The organism is Pantoea sp. X-Soil-ISGK-275, assembly GCF_059730795.1.
This window is the reverse complement of record NZ_AP035976.1, coordinates 1,510,320-1,527,620: the sequence shown is the minus strand read 5'-3', so window position 1 is coordinate 1,527,620 and position 17,301 is coordinate 1,510,320. Positions and strand designations below refer to the sequence as shown.

The 17,301-nt window shown below is 54.8% G+C and carries 16 protein-coding genes; 11 read left to right on the top strand and 5 right to left on the bottom strand.

The window, feature by feature from the left end; translation table 11 throughout:
- Positions 1 to 14: 14 nt before the first annotated feature.
- The 4 genes from cydD to infA all read left to right on the top strand — a co-directional run bounded on the left by cydD (position 15) and on the right by infA (position 4,805).
- On the top strand, positions 15 to 1,784 hold the full coding sequence (gene cydD / locus AC6I8A_RS07090) for a heme ABC transporter permease/ATP-binding protein CydD (RefSeq protein ID WP_497818248.1): 1,770 nt from the start codon (positions 15 to 17) through the stop codon (positions 1,782 to 1,784).
- Complete coding sequence (gene cydC, locus AC6I8A_RS07085) at positions 1,784 to 3,514, top strand: heme ABC transporter ATP-binding protein/permease CydC (protein ID WP_497818247.1); 1,731 nt, start codon at positions 1,784 to 1,786, stop codon at positions 3,512 to 3,514. Before cydD ends, cydC begins: the two co-directional genes overlap by 1 nt.
- Positions 3,515 to 3,547: 33 nt before the next feature.
- A complete protein-coding gene (gene aat / locus AC6I8A_RS07080; protein WP_036647907.1) occupies positions 3,548 to 4,240 on the top strand; it encodes a leucyl/phenylalanyl-tRNA--protein transferase in 693 nt (230 codons plus the stop codon).
- A 346-nt stretch (positions 4,241 to 4,586) separates the two neighbouring features.
- Entirely contained in the window at positions 4,587 to 4,805 is a 219-nt protein-coding gene (gene infA, locus AC6I8A_RS07075) for a translation initiation factor IF-1 (protein ID WP_002211347.1), read from the top strand.
- 90 nt (positions 4,806 to 4,895) lie between these two features.
- Here the strand turns inward: infA and clpA are convergent, their stop codons facing one another.
- Positions 4,896 to 7,175 (bottom strand): ATP-dependent Clp protease ATP-binding subunit ClpA, encoded by a 2,280-nt coding sequence (gene clpA, locus AC6I8A_RS07070; protein WP_008102430.1) that lies wholly within the window; start codon positions 7,173 to 7,175, stop codon positions 4,896 to 4,898.
- A 55-nt stretch (positions 7,176 to 7,230) separates the two neighbouring features.
- Complete coding sequence (gene clpS / locus AC6I8A_RS07065) at positions 7,231 to 7,551, bottom strand: ATP-dependent Clp protease adapter ClpS (protein ID WP_007887621.1); 321 nt, start codon at positions 7,549 to 7,551, stop codon at positions 7,231 to 7,233.
- A gap of 323 nt (positions 7,552 to 7,874) precedes the next feature.
- Between clpS and cspD the strand changes: the two genes are divergently transcribed.
- A complete protein-coding gene (gene cspD / locus AC6I8A_RS07060) occupies positions 7,875 to 8,102 on the top strand; it encodes a cold shock-like protein CspD (protein ID WP_007887624.1) in 228 nt (75 codons plus the stop codon).
- Positions 8,103 to 8,194: 92 nt separating this feature from the next.
- On the opposite strand, the gene AC6I8A_RS07055 is transcribed toward cspD, so the two are convergent.
- Positions 8,195 to 9,835 carry a DUF2813 domain-containing protein gene (locus AC6I8A_RS07055; protein ID WP_497818937.1) on the bottom strand — a complete coding sequence of 547 codons (1,641 nt, stop codon included), beginning with the start codon at positions 9,833 to 9,835 and terminating at the stop codon, positions 8,195 to 8,197.
- 137 nt (positions 9,836 to 9,972) lie between these two features.
- Here AC6I8A_RS07055 and AC6I8A_RS07050 point away from each other — a divergent pair, with 137 nt between their 5' ends.
- From AC6I8A_RS07050 to ltaE, 3 genes are all read left to right on the top strand, one after another.
- Positions 9,973 to 10,869 (top strand): LysO family transporter, encoded by an 897-nt coding sequence (locus AC6I8A_RS07050; RefSeq protein WP_497818246.1) that lies wholly within the window; start codon positions 9,973 to 9,975, stop codon positions 10,867 to 10,869.
- Positions 10,870 to 10,972: 103 nt separating this feature from the next.
- A complete protein-coding gene (poxB, locus tag AC6I8A_RS07045) occupies positions 10,973 to 12,694 on the top strand; it encodes a ubiquinone-dependent pyruvate dehydrogenase (protein WP_497818245.1) in 1,722 nt (573 codons plus the stop codon).
- A 67-nt stretch (positions 12,695 to 12,761) separates the two neighbouring features.
- A complete protein-coding gene (ltaE, locus tag AC6I8A_RS07040; protein WP_256696075.1) occupies positions 12,762 to 13,763 on the top strand; it encodes a low-specificity L-threonine aldolase in 1,002 nt (333 codons plus the stop codon).
- A 37-nt stretch (positions 13,764 to 13,800) separates the two neighbouring features.
- On the opposite strand, the gene AC6I8A_RS07035 is transcribed toward ltaE, so the two are convergent.
- Positions 13,801 to 14,625 carry an N-acetylmuramoyl-L-alanine amidase gene (locus AC6I8A_RS07035; RefSeq protein ID WP_497818244.1) on the bottom strand — a complete coding sequence of 275 codons (825 nt, stop codon included), beginning with the start codon at positions 14,623 to 14,625 and terminating at the stop codon, positions 13,801 to 13,803.
- Positions 14,625 to 14,945, bottom strand: coding sequence for a heavy metal-binding domain-containing protein (locus AC6I8A_RS07030; RefSeq protein ID WP_007887640.1), 321 nt, complete (start codon positions 14,943 to 14,945; stop codon positions 14,625 to 14,627). Before AC6I8A_RS07030 ends, AC6I8A_RS07035 begins: the two co-directional genes overlap by 1 nt.
- Before the next feature lie 98 nt (positions 14,946 to 15,043).
- Between AC6I8A_RS07030 and AC6I8A_RS07025 the strand changes: the two genes are divergently transcribed.
- The 3 genes from AC6I8A_RS07025 to artJ all read left to right on the top strand — a co-directional run bounded on the left by AC6I8A_RS07025 (position 15,044) and on the right by artJ (position 17,298).
- On the top strand, positions 15,044 to 15,583 hold the full coding sequence (locus AC6I8A_RS07025) for a lipoprotein (RefSeq protein ID WP_479489966.1): 540 nt from the start codon (positions 15,044 to 15,046) through the stop codon (positions 15,581 to 15,583).
- 239 nt (positions 15,584 to 15,822) lie between these two features.
- Entirely contained in the window at positions 15,823 to 16,551 is a 729-nt protein-coding gene (artP, locus tag AC6I8A_RS07020) for an arginine ABC transporter ATP-binding protein ArtP (RefSeq protein ID WP_008102444.1), read from the top strand.
- Between the two features lie 15 nt (positions 16,552 to 16,566).
- Entirely contained in the window at positions 16,567 to 17,298 is a 732-nt protein-coding gene (gene artJ / locus AC6I8A_RS07015; protein ID WP_265297180.1) for an arginine ABC transporter substrate-binding protein, read from the top strand.
- Positions 17,299 to 17,301: the final 3 nt, after the last annotated feature.

The following is a 17,301-nucleotide window of genomic DNA, read 5'->3' as shown; positions in this document are numbered from 1 at the left end:
CCAAACGGCATCGCATGAACAAATCACGGCAACAAGAACTTCTTCGCTGGCTCCGTCAGCAACGTCATCACGGTGCGCGCAACTTGCGTGTGGCTTCGCTGTTGGGTTTTGCTGGCGCACTGGTCATTATCGCCCAAGCCTGGTTACTGGCTTCACTGCTGCAAAATCTGCTGGTCGCGCAACAACCTCGCGCCTCACTGCTCACCGATTTTCTGTTGCTGCTGCTGTGCTTTGTCTTACGTGCTGGATTGCATTACGCCCGCGAAATGGCAGGACATCGCGCTGGCGTCGCCATTCGCCGTACGCTGCGTCAGCAGGTTCTGGATCGCCTCAATGTGCTCGGTCCCGCCTGGATTCAGGGTAAACCCGCAGGCAGTTGGGCTACGCTGCTGCTCGAACAAATCGAAGAGATGCAGGAATACTACGCGCGCTATTTGCCACAAATGTCGCTAGCTGTCTTCATTCCGTTAGCTATTTTGATCGCCATTTTCCCGATTAACTGGGCGGCAGGATTGATTCTGCTGGTGACCGCGCCACTGATTCCTCTGTTTATGGCGATGGTTGGTATGGGCGCGGCGGATGCCAACCGCCGCAACTTTGTTGCTCTCGCAAGGCTGAGCGGTGATTTTTACGATCGTCTGCGTGGACGTGAAACGTTGCGCCTGTTCTATCGCGGCGCGGCAGAGCAAGAGGCAATTGCCGCCAGCACCACCGATTTCCGTCAACGCACCATGGAAGTGTTGCGCCTGGCGTTTCTCTCTTCCGCCGTGCTGGAGTTTTTTGCCTCACTGGCGATTGCTGTCGTCGCGGTCTATTTCGGTTTCTCTTACCTTGGCGAACTGAATTTTGGTCATTACAGCACCGGCGTAACCCTGTTTGCCGGTTTCCTGGCATTAATTCTGGCACCTGAATTTTTCCAGCCGTTACGCGATTTAGGCACTTTTTATCACGCCAAAGCGCAAGCGATTGGCGGAGCTGATGCGCTGGAACAGTTTCTACGTGAAAGTCCCGACCCAACCATAGAACACGCTTCTCGCGAGCTTTCCCTCACGGCACCGCTTCATCTTCATGCTCAGGATTTGGTGGTAATGACCGCCAGCGGTGAAGCGCTGTCTCAATCACTAAATTTTACTCTCGACGCCGGTAAACGCGTGGCGTTGGTAGGACAAAGCGGCGCAGGGAAAACCGCGCTAATGAACGTCTTACTGGGTTTCCTGCCTTATCATGGTTCGCTGCAGATCAATGGACAGGAGCTCCGCGATATTAGCCGTGATAGCTGGCAAAAACATATCGCCTGGGTTGGCCAAAATCCCCATTTACCCGCGCAAACGCTGCGTGAAAATCTGCTGCTCAATAGCCGCATTGATGACGCTACGCTCATGTCGGTTCTACAACGCGCGGGCGTTGATGAGTTTTTAGATCGTCTGCCACAAGGATTAGAAACCGTTTTAGGCGATGGTGGCGTGGGCCTTTCCGTTGGGCAGGCGCAGCGTATCGCCGTAGCGCGTGCCTTGCTTAAACCCGCACAACTGCTGCTGCTTGATGAGCCCGGTTCCGGACTGGATAGTCAGAGCGAGCAGCATGTCATCAATGCCTTGCAACAAGCAGCCACTCAGCAAACCACGCTGATGATCACGCACCAACTTAACGAGCTCGCGAGTTGGGATGAAGTGTGGGTGATGCAGGCGGGGCAACTGGTGCAACAAGGCCATTGGCAGGAGCTGATTGAACAAGATGGACCACTGCGGGAAATGGCGCAGCATCGTCAAAAGGAGATCGTGTAATGAACAATTTATTGCCTTTCCTGCGTCTTTTTAGCCGTCATCCATGGCGTTTAGGGCTTGGCGTTGTTCTTGCCATCGTCACCTTGCTTGCCAGTATTGGACTGCTGACCTTATCCGGCTGGTTTCTCGCCGCCTCTTCGCTGGCGGGCGTAACAGGACTTTACACGTTCAACTACATGCTGCCCGCTGCCGGCGTGCGCGGCGCAGCGATCACCCGCACGGCCGCGCGTTATTTTGAGCGTCTGGTGAGCCACGATGCCACCTTCCGCGTGCTACAACATTTGCGCGTGTTTACCTTTGGCAAACTTATCACCCTCGCGCCAGAACAGCTGGCTCGTTTTCGTCAGGGTGAATTACTCAACCGCTTTGTCAGCGACGTCGATACACTCGATCATCTCTACCTGCGTGTGATCTCGCCGTTAATTGGCGCAGCCGTGGTGATTGTGGTGGTCACCTGCGGTTTGGCGCTACTGGATGTACCCTTAGCTTTGCTGCTCGGCGGCATTATGCTACTGACGCTGTTGCTCATGCCGCCGCTGTTCTGGCGGCTTGGCACTTCAGCCGGACACCAGATTGCCCAGCATCAGGCCAGCTGGCGCATGCAGTTGACGCACTGGATTACCGGCCTGTCTGAGCTGAAAATTTATGGCGCTGCACATCTGTGGCGAGCCCAGCTTGATAAAGAAGAACTTAACTGGCAGCAGGCGCAACGCAGGCAACATCGCCTGCAGGCGCTGGCGCAAAGCCTGCTACTGGTCATCAGCGGCACGACGGTGACGCTGTTGTTATGGATTTCCGCCAATGGCGTGGGGGGAAACAGTACACCAGGCGCATTTATCGCGCTGTTTGTGTTTTGCGGACTGGCGGCATTTGAAGCGCTGACCCCGGTTGCCGGTGCGTTTCTGCCGCTTTCGCAGGTGACCAGCGCAGCTAAGCGGGTACAGGAAATCATTGAGCAGCCCGCTGCGATACATTTTCCCCACGCTAAAATCAGTAGTGCTTCAGGTATTAACCTGAAAATGGAAAACATCAGTTTCAGCTATCCGCAGCGTCCTGAACCGGTGTTGCAGCATTTCTCTCTATCGCTAAATGCAGGCGAACATCTGGCGCTGCTCGGTCCAACCGGCTGCGGCAAATCCAGCCTGCTGGCGCTGATTACCCGAGGTTGGGAAGCGCAACAAGGTTCGATAAGTCTCAACGACATCGATATCGCTTTATGGGATGAAGCTTCGCTGCGCAGCCGCATTAGCGTGGTAACACAGCGCGTACATCTGTTTAGCCAAACGCTACGCGACAATTTGTTGCTGGCAAAACCTGATGCCAGCGATGAGCAACTGGTTGATGCATTATACAAGGTCGGTCTGGTTCATCTGGCCGAACACAACGAAGGATTGAACGCATGGATGGGCGATGGCGGTCGAGCATTATCCGGCGGTGAACTGCGCCGTCTGGCAATAGCGCGCGCCCTGCTGCACGATGGCGATTTGTGGCTGCTGGATGAACCCACTGAAGGTCTGGATGCCAGCACCGAGCAGCAGATTCTGACGCTATTGCAACACGTCACCCGCGGTAAAACGCTGATTATGGTGACGCATCGCTTAAGCGGTTTGGATGCCATGGACCGTATTTGCGTTATGGATCAGGGACAGATTATTGAATCCGGTTCGCACGCCGAATTAATCTCAAAAGCAGGCCGCTACTGGCGTTTCCATCAGCGCTTTACGCTATAGTCTTAGCCAACAGCCCTGAGTGTGATTGACGCAATGAGACTGATACAGCTTTCACGAGATTCATTAAATTTCCCACCACCGGAAATGGCGCTGCGCGAGCCCAATGGATTATTGGCGATGGGCGGCGATCTCTCCCCTGCTCGCCTGATGAATGCTTATCAGCGTGGCATTTTCCCGTGGTTTTCTCCGGGCGATCCGATTCTTTGGTGGTCGCCGGATCCCCGCGCGGTAATGCTGCCAGAATCTTTCCATCTCAGCCGCAGTATGGCGCGCTTCCATAAGCGCTCACCGTATCGCGTCACCATGAATCATGCGTTTCCGCAGGTGCTGGAAGGCTGTGCCAGTGGTCGACAGGAAGGCACGTGGATTACGTTTGAAGTGAAACGGGCGTGGTTGCGATTGTATGAATTAGGTCATGCCCATTCGATCGAAGTCTGGTGCGATCAGCAACTGGTCGGCGGGATGTATGGTTTGGCGCTGGGGCAAATTTTTTGCGGTGAATCGATGTTTAGCCGTCAGGAAAATGCCTCGAAAACCGCGCTCTGGGTTTTTGCGCAACATTTTCTCGCGCATCAGGGCCGGCTGATTGATTGTCAGGTGCTGAACCCGCATACCGCTTCCCTTGGTGCGGTTGAAATTCCTCGCGTCGATTATCTACAGTACGTGCAAACACTGGCGTGGCAACCGGTTTCCGAGAGTTGCTGGCAAACACAAACCCTTTTTTGACATCGGTCACCGATGTTTTGCACACAATTCCCGACAAAAGTGATACAATAAGCGAGTTTGGTATGTCGTCCGCGCTTCGCTGTGGCGAGCCGGAATTGCCAGGTTGGGAATCTCACACATTTCCCGAAGCTGTTTTGATTGTGCAACTGATGCCGATTGCTACAGATTCTTAGCCCGCTAATCCCCCGCAGACGTCAAAAAACACCCTAATTTATCCGTACTGCACGCGCAACGGCGCGACGCACGGCGAAGCGTTGGCAAAATCATCAACGGTTCTTTACATAAATCATGGAATTCGGCATTATCTTGCCGGTTCAACAGTTTGGTAGTACACCCAGAGGATTCGATGGCCAAAGAAGACAATATTGAAATGCAAGGTACCGTACTGGATACGTTACCGAACACCATGTTCCGCGTAGAGCTTGAAAACGGGCACGTGGTTACCGCTCATATCTCCGGTAAAATGCGCAAAAACTACATCCGCATCCTGACGGGCGACAAAGTGACTGTCGAGTTGACCCCGTACGACCTGAGCAAAGGCCGCATTGTCTTCCGTAGTCGCTAAGTAAATATTCACATCTCGCGATGGTTATATTTACATAGCGCGAAAAAAAGGCCGGATTCGCATCCGGCCTTTTTCATATCTGCATTTCGCTTAGTGCACAGTACCTTCGGTTTTACGTTTCTCCGCACTCAGGAAGTGGTAAGTAAGCTGGTTTTTATCTTTATCCAGCGCTACTGATACCGATCCACCATCAACCAGTGAACCAAACAGCAGTTCATTCGCCAACGGTTTCTTCAGATTTTCCTGTACGGCACGTGCCATCGGACGTGCACCCATCGCTTTGTCGTAACCTTTATCAGCCAGCCAATCGCGCGCGTCATCGCTAACTTCCAGCGATACGCCCTTCGCATCCAGTTGAGCCTGCAACTCGACGATAAACTTATCCACGACCTGATGAATCACTTCCTGAGACAGGTGACGGAACCAGATAATGTTGTCGAGGCGGTTACGGAACTCTGGCGTGAAGATCTTTTTGATCTCTTCCATCGCGTCGGTACTGTTGTCCTGATGAATCAGGCCAATCGACTTACGTTCAGTCTCACGCACACCGGCGTTGGTGGTCATCACCAGCACCACGTTACGGAAGTCTGCTTTGCGGCCGTTGTTATCGGTCAACATACCGTTGTCCATCACCTGCAGCAGCAGGTTGAAGACATCCGGGTGCGCTTTCTCGATTTCATCCAACAGCACCACAGCGTGCGGATGTTTGATTACCGCATCGGTCAGCAAACCGCCCTGATCAAAACCAACGTAACCCGGAGGCGCACCAATCAAACGGCTGACGGTGTGACGTTCCATATACTCAGACATATCGAAACGCAGCAGCTCGATACCCAGCGCTTTCGCTAACTGGACAGTAACTTCTGTTTTACCAACACCGGTTGGGCCCGCAAACAGGAAGGAACCAACCGGTTTACGATCCTGACCCAAACCTGCACGACTCATCTTGATCGCTTCAGTCAGTGCTTCAATCGCATTATCCTGACCAAACACCAGCATCTTCAGACGATCGCCGAGATTTTTCAGCGTATCGCGATCGGTTGCTGACACGCTCTGCTCAGGAATACGCGCAATGCGCGCCACCACCGTTTCGATATCCGAAACGTTGACGGTTTTCTTACGCTTACTGACCGGCACCAGACGCGCACGCGCACCGGCTTCGTCGATCACGTCAATCGCTTTATCCGGCAGATGACGATCGTTGATGTATTTCACCGCCAGCTCCACCGCCGCACGTACCGCTTTCGCGGTATAACGCACATCATGGTGCGCTTCGTACTTCGGCTTCAGGCCGTTGAGAATCTGCACGGTCTCTTCCACAGAAGGCTCGGTAATATCGATCTTCTGGAAACGACGCGCCAGCGCACGATCCTTCTCAAAGATATTGCTGAACTCCTGATACGTGGTTGAACCCATCACGCGGATTTTACCGCTGGAGAGCAACGGTTTGATCAAGTTTGCCGCATCGACCTGGCCACCCGATGCCGCACCGGCACCGATAATGGTATGAATTTCATCAATAAACAGGATGCTGTTACTGTCCTGTTCCAGCTGTTTTAGCAGCGCTTTGAAACGTTTTTCAAAATCACCACGGTATTTGGTACCCGCCAGCAGCGAACCGATGTCGAGTGAATAGATGGTGCACTCTTTCATCACTTCCGGTACGTCGCCCTGCACAATGCGCCAGGCAAGTCCTTCAGCAATCGCGGTTTTACCCACGCCCGATTCGCCCACCAGCAGCGGGTTGTTCTTACGACGACGGCATAATACCTGAACAGTACGTTCCAGCTCTTTATCGCGGCCGATCAGCGGATCGATTCCGCCGACACGAGCAAGCTGATTAAGATTGGTGGTGAAGTTTTCCATACGATCCTCCCCGCCTGCTTGCTCTTCGTTAACCGGATTCTCCGCATTGTTCTGCGGCTGGCCGGGTTCGTCTTTACGCGTACCATGGGAGATGAAGTTCACCACATCGAGGCGGCTCACTTCGTGTTTGCGCAGCAGATAAGCCGCTTGCGACTCCTGCTCGCTAAAAATCGCGACCAGCACGTTCGCACCTGCGACTTCGCTGCGACCGGAAGACTGGACATGGAATACCGCACGCTGCAACACGCGCTGGAAGCTGAGCGTAGGTTGGGTATCACGCTCCTCTTCACTGGCAGGCAGCACCGGCGTGGTTTGTTCGATGAAGGCTTCGAGTTCCTGACGCAGAGCCACGATATCCACCGAGCAGGCTTCCAGTGCCTCTCTGGCCGACGGGTTACTGAGCAATGCCAGCAACAGATGCTCGACGGTCATAAACTCATGACGGTGCTCGCGCGCTCTGGCGAAAGCCATGTTTAAACTGAGTTCCAGTTCTTGATTGAGCATTTGGCACCTCCCCCAATTATCGCTCTGACAACCTATCTCCTATATGGAGATGGCTTCAGGCTTTTTCTAGCGTACACAGCAACGGATGTTCATTATCTCGTGCGTAATTGTTCACCTGGGCTACTTTGGTCTCCGCCACTTCTGCAGTGAATACACCACAGATTGCTTTTCCATGGTAGTGAACTTTCAACATCAGCTGCGTTGCACGTTCAATATCATAAGAAAAGAACTTTTGCAGAACGTCAATAACAAATTCCATAGGTGTATAATCGTCATTATTGAGAATGACTTTATACATTGAAGGCGGCTTTAACCCTTCGCGTACTTTATCTTCGGCTAGATGTTCAAAATTAAGCCAGTCGTTTGTGTTTGCCATAATGTTCCGTCGAAATTCTGCGTTACGGTTGTGCACATCTCTGCGCCCATTCCTAAAGTTTAACATGCCTGTCAAGCCGGTTTTCAGATGATAAAAACTGGCCCTAAAAGCACATGCGCGACCTGTATCACAAAATTTGCAATAGCGTTAACTGCCTCAAATTTTGATGAATTTATCCCCGTCCGCCAGGGCCGTTTGCTTGACGATAAGGTCCGTTTCTCTACATTCTACTAACACAAGCTGATTGAGTTTTAAACAAACTCGACTCACAGCTTCAATGACCTCACCTACTTATCAAAATGTCTTGCGAGGGAAGTAAAAGCATGGAGACGGGTACAGTAAAATGGTTCAACAACGCCAAAGGCTTCGGGTTTATCTGTCCGATTAGCGGCGGCGACGATATCTTCGCACACTACTCCACGATTCAGATGGAGGGATACAGAACGCTGAAAGCTGGCCAGCAGGTTCAGTTTGATGTCCATGAAGGACCAAAAGGCAATCATGCCAGCCTGATCGTGCCCTGTGAAGCCACGCAAGCCGCGGTCGCTTAACGCGCATGCTGTTTCACATATTCTGACCACTCCCGAAAAAAAATGCCAGCCGCAGACGCTGGCATTTTTATTTGGCGCATCTTACCCTTTCCTCAATCCGCCCGACCGCGCGCCAACCACATCACGTGCGCAAACAGCTGATTCAGCAACGGCGGAATCGCCTGTGGCCCGCGTTCAGCCGCAACCATCGCGACGGCAATCGCCAGCTCAGGTTTCGAGCTGTGCTGAATGGCTTTACTAATAATACGCCGCGTATTCATCGGCGCGTTTAACGGCAGGTGCGCCGTCTGGTGATAAACATCGCTGAAACCCTGCTTGTAGAGAAAATGTTCGATATCCGGTGCCGGAAATTGCGTGAGATGATCGCTTTCCCGCGCCGCTGATGGCAGCTGACTGCGGGCGGTAGCCGCATATTTGCTGCCCGCCTGGTCGCCATCGGTCAGCACATGCCAGGCGATGCCCATGCGTTGGGCAAACTTCAGCAGCGGTTTCAAACCCGATTGCGCAAACTCAATCACTTTCACCCCTTCTGCGGCGAAGTGATAGCCACGCTGCCGCGCCAGCTCATTAATAATCCACACTTCGGTTTCGCCTTCCACCAGCAGCCAGCAGCGGGCAAACAGCGCCGAAGGACGATTCACGCGGATATGGAAACCGATACGGCGGCTCTCTTCAGCACTTAAACCTTCGGGCCCAATACGCCATGCCGCCACGCGCGCGGGTTCGCGCACCAGCCGACAGATATTCTCCAGCGGCACCTGCGATAACAGTTCGCCCGAGTTGGTGGTGGCGATTTTTTGCAGCGGCATCAGCTCCAGTAAATTCCACGCCACCGACAGCATAATGGGATGCAGCCGCGTCTCCGGATCTTCCACCAGCAGCAGCGGATGCGCGCCTGCTGGCAGCGGTTCGTTGCCGTGCGCCTGAATCAACAGCGAGAACATACGCAGCAAAATCACCTGACGACTGCGCGATTCCGTACCGGCAATCAGGTGGTTTAGTTTATCCAGCGATCGCCAACCTTCGCTGCCATCACGAACTTCCGGTGCCACGCGCGGCGCGCTACTGCCTGACTGCTGCACCAGAAAATAGTGTTCCAGCAGCTGCTGCATGGTGTGCAACCCCTGACGCAACAGATCGTCGCTTAGCATTTGTGGCCGCACCACCAAATCACGCGTCAGATTTTCCACTTCCTGTGCCAGTGCCGTCAGCGTCGTCGCGCGGCGTTCCACATCGCTGTCAGCATGGCGGTTACGACGGCCAAAACGCGCATCGCGTAAACGCAATACCGGATAAAAAGCGCGCAGATGTGCCAGCGCCGCGTCGGTGCCCGCCAGCGGCAACACATCGTTATGTTGATCGATGAAACGCCAGGTGGTTTTTACACCCTGATCCTGACGTTTAGCGCGGGTGCTAAAACGAATATAGCGGCCGTGCTCATCGTGCTGCCAGAAGGGCTGAAACAACGCGCTTTCATCATTGCTTTGGGCGCGAAAACGAAATACCAGCTGCAACTGACGCATGCGGGCATCAATATCGCCGGGAGGAAAGTGGAAGTCGTGTTCAGTGAATTGATAGGGTTCGGCGGCGGGTGCCAGCAACAGCGTTAAGGCATCGAGCAGGCTCGATTTACCCCAGGCATTTTCCCCAATCAGCAAATTTGTGTTGGTCAACGGCAATGACAGCCGGTTAATACCGCGAAAACCGTGAATATCGATATGTTCCAGAATCATCATACATTCCATCCGATGCTTTGCCTGAGCATGGTCCGCCACGCTGCGTTGGTCAAGTCAGCGCCGGGGGAAAAGGTTTACACTTCAACCGTTTTTCGCTAGCGTGGCAGCCCGCCAATCATGGATAGAAAACCCACATGTACGGATTGATTATCATCCTTTTGCCGCTGATTCTCGGCTATCTGCTGCCGCTGCGGCACACCACACTTTTACACGCGGTTGGCCGCACGTTGAGCGCGCTGGTCTACATCATTCTGTTCTTTATGGGCACCAGCCTGGCGTTTCTCGATAACCTGAGCAGCAATCTGCTGGCCATTTTCCACATCGCGCTGGTAAGTATGCTGAGTATTCTTGCCTGCTCGCTGCTGGCGCTGTGGCTGCTGGAGCGGCGCTGGCCGTGGCGTCATCAGCACAAACCTCAAGCGCTGCCGTCAAGGCTGCATATGGCGCTGGAATCGCTTAAGCTGTGCGGTTCGGTGCTGGCGGGCTTTCTGCTGGGTTTGAGTCAGTGGGCGCCGCTGCGTCACGCCTCGACCATCAGTGAATACGCGTTGATGCTGATGCTATTGCTGGTCGGTATACAGCTGCGCAGCAGCGGCATGACGCTGCGTCAAATCACCATCAATCGGCGCGGCATGCTGGTGGCGCTGGTATCGCTGTGCAGTGCGCTGGTGGGCGGCGTGATTGCCGCACTGCTATTAGATCTGCCGATTAAAACCGGCCTGGCGTTAGCCAGCGGTTTCGGCTGGTATTCGCTCTCCGGCATTCTGATGAGCGAATCGTTTGGCCCGGTGATAGGCAGCGCCGCCTTCTTCAACGACCTGCTGCGTGAGCTGATCACCATTATGCTGATCCCGCTGCTGATCACCCGTCAACGCAGCATGACGCTGGGCTTGAGCGGCGCAACCTCAATGGATTTCACGCTGCCAATCCTGCAACGCACCGGCGGCATGGAGATCGTGCCCGCTGCGATTGTGCACGGTTTTATTATGAGTTTGCTGGCGCCAATCCTTATCGCCCTGTTCTCGGCATAACGCATTTTTTCACGGCTGCACGCCAGCTTCATCGTCTACGCTTTCTGACTGACACGTTTTCGCCATCGGCATGGATGGCTCAACACCAGAAAGGAGCATAACGATGAAGCAAACTGTGGCAGCAATGCTGGCAAAAACCCTGGAAAACGCCGGCGTGAAACGCATTTGGGGCGTCACCGGTGACTCTCTCAACGGGCTGAGCGACAGCCTGAATCGCATGGGCACCATCGAATGGATGCCGACGCGCCATGAAGAAGTGGCGGCCTTCGCCGCTGGCGCTGAAGCACAAATCAGCGGCGAATTGGCGGTATGCGCCGGTTCCTGTGGACCGGGCAACCTGCATCTCATCAACGGTTTGTTTGATTGCCACCGCAATCACGTTCCGGTTTTGGCCATCGCCGCCCACATTCCTTCCAGCGAAATTGGTAGCGGCTATTTTCAGGAAACCCACCCGCAAGAATTATTCCGCGAATGTAGCCACTATTGCGAGCTGGTTTCCAATCCGGAGCAGTTGCCGCAGGTGCTGGGCATTGCGATGCGTAAAGCGATTCTCAATCGTGGCGTGTCGGTAATTGTGATCCCCGGCGACGTGGCGTTGCAGCCGGCGCCGGAAAGCGCACGCAGCGAATGGTATCCACCGCAGTTGCCACACGTGGTGCCAACCGCCCGCGAAGTGTCCGCCTTAGCCGAAACGTTGAATGCAGCGAAAAATATCACCCTGCTGTGCGGCAGCGGTTGTGCTGGCGCACACGACGAAGTGGTGAAGCTGGCAGAAACGCTGAAAGCACCAATCGTGCATGCGATGCGCGGTAAAGAGCACATCGAATACGACAACCCTTATGATGTCGGCATGACCGGATTGATTGGCTTCTCCTCCGGTTTCCACGCCATGATGAACGCCGATACCTTAGTGCTGCTGGGGACGCAGTTCCCCTATCGCGCCTTCTATCCGGCCGATGCCAAAATCATTCAGATCGACATCAATCCCGGCAGCCTCGGATCGCACAGCCATGTCGATATGGCGCTGGTCGGTGACATTAAAACCACCTTGCATGCGCTGCAGCCGCAGCTCAGCAGTAAAACCGATCGCCAGCATCTGGACAAAGCGCTGGCACATTATGTCGATGCACGTAAAGGGCTGGACGAATTGGCCACCGCCAATGACAAGCTGGCGATTCATCCGCAATATCTGGCCCAGCAAATCAGTGAATATGCCGATGACGATGCGATCTTTACCTGCGACGTCGGCACGCCAACCGTGTGGGCGGCGCGCTATCTGAAGATGAACGGTAAACGCCGGTTAATCGGCTCGTTCAATCACGGGTCGATGGCCAACGCCATGCCGCAGGCGTTGGGCGCACAGTCGCTGGACAAGCAGCGTCAGGTGGTGGCGCTGTGTGGCGACGGTGGTTTTAGCATGTTGATGGGCGATTTCATTTCGGTGGCGCAACTGAAGCTGCCGGTGAAACTGGTGATCTTCAATAACAGCGTGCTGGGCTTTGTGGCGATGGAGATGAAAGCTGGCGGCTATCTAACCGATGGCACCGATCTCGAAAACCCTGATTTCGCCGCCATCGCCGCCGCCTGCGGTATCAAAGGCATTCGCGTCGAGAAAGCCTCCGATCTTAACGGCGCGCTGCAGGAAGCCTTTGCGCATGACGGTCCAGTGCTGCTTGACGTGATTACCGCCAAGGAAGAGTTGTCGATGCCGCCGCAGATCAAAGCCGAGCAGGCCAAAGGTTTTAGCCTCTATATGATGCGCGCCATTCTGAATGGACGTGGTGATGAGATAGTGGAGCTGGCGAAAACCAACTGGCTGAGGTAAAACAATTCAGGCCAAACATGATGATAACGCGGGCGCTCTGCCCGCTTTTTTATTTCAGGAGAGCGACGTGATCGATTTACGCAGTGATACCGTAACCCGCCCGAGTGCTGCCATGCTCGATGCCATGATGGCAGCCGAAACCGGCGATGATGTCTACCGCGATGACCCCACCGTATACGCACTGGAAGTCGAAGCCGCACGCTTGAGCGGCAAAGCCGCCGCCCTGTTCTTCCCCACAGGCACGCAAGCTAATCTGGTAGCGCTGCTGTGTCACTGCCAGCGCGGTGATGAATATATCGTGGGTCAGCAGGCGCACAATTACAAATATGAAGCCGGTGGTGCGGCAGTGCTCGGCAGCATTCAGCCGCAGCCGATTCTGCATGCCGCAGATGGCTCTCTGCCGCTGGCGGATGTCGCCGCCGCCATCAAACCCGACGATTTCCACTTCGCCCGCACGCGTCTCTTGAGCCTGGAAAACACCCATCACGGTAAAGTGCTGCCGCTGAGCTATCTGGAGCAAGCGTGGACATTCACCCGCGAGCGCAAGCTGGCGCTGCACATTGATGGGGCGCGTATTTTTAACGCCGTGGTGGAACAGAATGTTGAGCTGGAAGCGATTGCGCGTTACTGCGACACCTTAACCATCTGCCTGTCAAAAGGACTCGGCACGCCGATTGGTTCGCTGCTGTGTGGCGATGAAGCGTACATTGAGCAAGCGCGGCGCTGGCGCAAAATGACCGGCGGCGGCATGCGTCAGTCGGGCATTCTGGCCGCTGCGGGCCTGTATGCATTAAAGCACAATGTCGCGCGTCTCAAAGACGATCATGACAACGCGGCGTGGTTAGGCGAGCAGCTCAGTGCCATCGGCGTTGAGGTGATCAATCAGCACACCAACATGCTGTTTGTGAAAGTGCCAACGGAGAAAGTTGAAGCGCTGAAAAGCTGGATGCAGTCGGGCGATGTGTTAATCAGCGTCGGGCCCGTGACGCGTATTGTCACGCATCTGGATGTCAGCCGTCAGGATCTGCAACGGCTGGTGGCACACTGGCAGGCGTTCCTGCAGCAGTAAACACACCGGCGCCATGTATGGCAACCAATGCGGCGCATCACTGCGCCGCACCGTACTTCGCTAATAACGCACGCGCGATCGCCAGGGTTTCCGCATCGGCGATGCCGCGATAATCACGCGGGCGGAAATGCATCTGAAACGCTGCAATCAGCTTGCGCTGCATCTGCGGCGTGGTTGCCGCCGCGACGTCGTAGCCATAGCGCTGCAGCGCATCCAGCAATTCTGCCTGATCCACGCCCTCATCCGCGGCGCGCCCGTTAAGATAACGCTGCACCGTTGCCTGCTCAGGCCACGCGCCTAAACCCTGCTCAGCCAGTTGCTGCCACGGAAACAGCGGACCGGGATCCTGCTTACGCTGCGGCGCGATATCGCTGTGTCCGACCACATTTTCCGGCGCGATGCCGTAGCGCTGGGTGATGTCCTCCACCAGCGCCATCAGCGCGCTGATTTGCTGCGGCGTAAAAGGCTGCCACTGCAAACCCGTCAAAGTGCGGCGATAACCGCTGTTGACGATTTCAATGCCAATCGAAGTGTCATTGATGCGCGTTGCGCCGCGCCAAAAACTCGGGCCCGCATGCCACGCGAGCTGGCTTTCCGGCACCAGCTGCCACACCACGCCCTTGCCGTTTTTCTGCGGCGGATGCTGCGGAATCAGGTAGTGCGCGCTAACGTCCCTGTCGGTCAGCGTTGCCAGCGAACTGGAGAAATCCTCGGCGGTGTAGTGAATCACCACCACTTTAATGCGCGGTCGCGCGCCCTGCGCCGGATGCGCGGTATCGACCCAATAACCGTGGCGCGCTTCAATCGATGACTGACAAGCGCTCAGTAACAGCGCCATCGCCAACAGAACCACCATGCGCATTAGCGAATGATCACGGCGGTGCCGGTGACGCTCACCATCAACATGCTGCCCTCTTTACCCACGGTTTCGTAGTCGATATCAATGCCCACCACCGCGTTGGCGCCGAGCGCTTTCGCCTGCTCCTCCAGCTCTTTAAAGGCAATCTGGCGCGCTTTTCGCAACTCTTTTTCGTAGGCGCCAGAGCGGCCACCGACGATATCGCGGATGCCGGCGAAGAAATCGCGGAAAATATTGGCGCCGAGAATCGCTTCGCCGGCGACCACGCCGCAATATTCACTGATGCTGTGTCCTTCCAGCGTGGGCGTTGTAGAAAATTTCATGGTGTTCTCCTTTTCTGAATCAGCTCGTAGCGCTTAAAAGCAAGGCTATACTCTATGCTAAAAATGGCGCTTTGCCAGTGAACAATAAGGAAATCGAGATGAGAAACAATGCCTTTGCGCTGCTTATTCCTGCAGCGTTGCTGCTGAGTGCGTGTACCACCGTTGAGCCGGTCATTAAGGATAATGGCCCGCGCACCGCGGCCTGTGTTGAAGGCGGTCCGGATAACGTGGCGCAACAGTTCTACGATTTACGCGTCAGCCAGCCGACACAAGGTTTGCCAGACAGCAACACGCTGGCGAAATATCGCCCTTACCTGAGCGATCGTCTCTATCAAAAATTGCTTACCGCCAACGGCCAAAACCCGAAACCGGCGGCCTGGAGCCAAGGCGATCTCTTCTCCAGCCTGGCGCAAGGCCCAACTTCGGCGGAGGTTGCCAGCGCATCCACCATTCCTAATCGCGATGCGCGCAATATCCCGCTGCGCGTTGAGCTGAGCCGCGATAACAAAACCTGGAAAGATGAAGTGCTGATGATCCATGAAGGCACTTGCTGGGTGGTTGATGATGTGCGTTATGTCGGCCAGGTGCCCCACGCTGGCGGCGGTTCACTGACGCAACTGCTGGAAGCGAAAAAGTAACCGTTCACTTTTCCCGCAGTTAACACCATTGATTAGCGCGCCGCATCCTTGCGGCGCTTTTTGTTGATATTTTGTGAACTAAATAGCGCGCGCCAGCCCTCATCCACCTTGAGTTGCGCAATATTGTGCTACGCTTTGAAGGTTTCACTGCTCTTAAATAAATATTAACCCACCACAATTGCATAACTATTCTGGTGACGTTAAAATCCGCGACACTAATTACTATTCATTTTTTGCGCATGAGTATTCAACTAAACGCCATAAACTGTTTTTACGGTGCCCATCAGGCACTGTTCGATATCAACCTGGCTTGTCCGCAGGGTGAAACGCTGGTGTTGCTCGGCCCGAGTGGCGCGGGTAAAAGTTCGCTCCTGCGTGTCCTCAACTTGCTGGAGCAACCGCGTTCCGGCAGCCTGCAGATTGCCGGCAACCAGTTTGATTTCACCAAAGCCCCTTCCGACAGCGCGATTCGCGAGCTGCGGCAGAACGTGGGCATGGTATTCCAGCAATACAATCTGTGGCCGCACCTGAGCGTGGTGCAAAACCTGATTGAAGCGCCGTGCCGCGTGCTCGGTCTCAGCAAAGACGCCGCACGTGCGCGTGCTGAAAAGCTGCTGGATCGTCTGCGCCTGACGCCGTACGCCGATCGCTTTCCGCTGCATCTTTCCGGTGGACAGCAGCAGCGCGTCGCGATTGCCCGTGCACTGATGATGGAGCCGCAGGTGCTGCTGTTTGATGAACCGACCGCCGCGCTCGATCCTGAAATCACCGCCCAGATCGTCAGCATTATTCGTGAGCTGGCACAGACCAACATCACACAAGTGATCGTCACGCACGAAGTGGAAGTGGCGCGTAAAACCGCCAGCCGCGTGGTGTATATGGAAAACGGTCACATTGTTGAGCAAGGCGATGCCAGCCACTTTACACAGCCGCAAACCGACGCGTTTGCTAATTATCTTTCGCATTAAGTCAGGATGCTTCTAATGAAAAAAGTTGTAATTGCTGCCCTCCTTGCTGGCCTGAGCCTCAGCGCTTCAGCGGCACAGACACTGCGTTTTGCTACCGAGGCTTCTTATCCTCCGTTTGAATTCGTCGACTCTGATAACAAAATTCAGGGCTTTGATGTCGATCTGGCTAACGCGCTGTGTAAAGAGATGGATGCGACCTGCACCTTCACTAATCAGGCGTTCGACAGCCTGATTCCCAGCCTGAAGTTCCGCCGTTTTGACGCGGTGATGGCAGGTATGGACATCACGCCAGATCGTGAGAAGCAAGTGCTGTTCTCCAAGCCCTACTACGACAACTCTGCCATTTTCATTGCGCAGAAAGGCAAAATGACTGACGTGGCCGCGCTGAAAGGCAAACGTGTTGGCGTGCAGAACGGCACCACGCATCAGAAATATCTCTCTGACAAGCACAGCGACATCACCGTTGTGCCTTACGACAGCTATCAGAATGCGGTGCTGGATCTGAAAAACGGCCGTATCGACGCCGTGTTCGGTGACACCGCGGTGGTGAACGAGTGGCTGAAGCAGAATGCCAACCTCGCGCCGCTGGGTGAGAAAGTGACGGATAAAGATTACTTCGGTACCGGTTTAGGGATTGCCGTGCGTCAGGGCAACAGCGAGCTGCAGGGCAAGTTCAATGCGGCGCTGGAGAAGATCAAAGCGGACGGCACCTACAAAACCATCTATAGCAAATGGTTCCAGCAGTAATTT

Coding starts and splice junctions, on each gene's coding strand:
- cydD (WP_497818248.1), top strand. CDS start 15: ATGAACAAATCACGGCAACAAGAACTTCTTCGCTGGCTCCGTCAGCAA.
- cydC (WP_497818247.1), top strand. CDS start 1,784: ATGAACAATTTATTGCCTTTCCTGCGTCTTTTTAGCCGTCATCCATGG.
- aat (WP_036647907.1), top strand. CDS start 3,548: ATGAGACTGATACAGCTTTCACGAGATTCATTAAATTTCCCACCACCG.
- infA (WP_002211347.1), top strand. CDS start 4,587: ATGGCCAAAGAAGACAATATTGAAATGCAAGGTACCGTACTGGATACG.
- clpA (WP_008102430.1), bottom strand. CDS start 7,175: ATGCTCAATCAAGAACTGGAACTCAGTTTAAACATGGCTTTCGCCAGA.
- clpS (WP_007887621.1), bottom strand. CDS start 7,551: ATGGCAAACACAAACGACTGGCTTAATTTTGAACATCTAGCCGAAGAT.
- cspD (WP_007887624.1), top strand. CDS start 7,875: ATGGAGACGGGTACAGTAAAATGGTTCAACAACGCCAAAGGCTTCGGG.
- AC6I8A_RS07055 (WP_497818937.1), bottom strand. CDS start 9,835: ATGATTCTGGAACATATCGATATTCACGGTTTTCGCGGTATTAACCGG.
- AC6I8A_RS07050 (WP_497818246.1), top strand. CDS start 9,973: ATGTACGGATTGATTATCATCCTTTTGCCGCTGATTCTCGGCTATCTG.
- poxB (WP_497818245.1), top strand. CDS start 10,973: ATGAAGCAAACTGTGGCAGCAATGCTGGCAAAAACCCTGGAAAACGCC.
- AC6I8A_RS07035 (WP_497818244.1), bottom strand. CDS start 14,625: ATGCGCATGGTGGTTCTGTTGGCGATGGCGCTGTTACTGAGCGCTTGT.
- AC6I8A_RS07030 (WP_007887640.1), bottom strand. CDS start 14,945: ATGAAATTTTCTACAACGCCCACGCTGGAAGGACACAGCATCAGTGAA.
- AC6I8A_RS07025 (WP_479489966.1), top strand. CDS start 15,044: ATGAGAAACAATGCCTTTGCGCTGCTTATTCCTGCAGCGTTGCTGCTG.
- artP (WP_008102444.1), top strand. CDS start 15,823: ATGAGTATTCAACTAAACGCCATAAACTGTTTTTACGGTGCCCATCAG.
- artJ (WP_265297180.1), top strand. CDS start 16,567: ATGAAAAAAGTTGTAATTGCTGCCCTCCTTGCTGGCCTGAGCCTCAGC.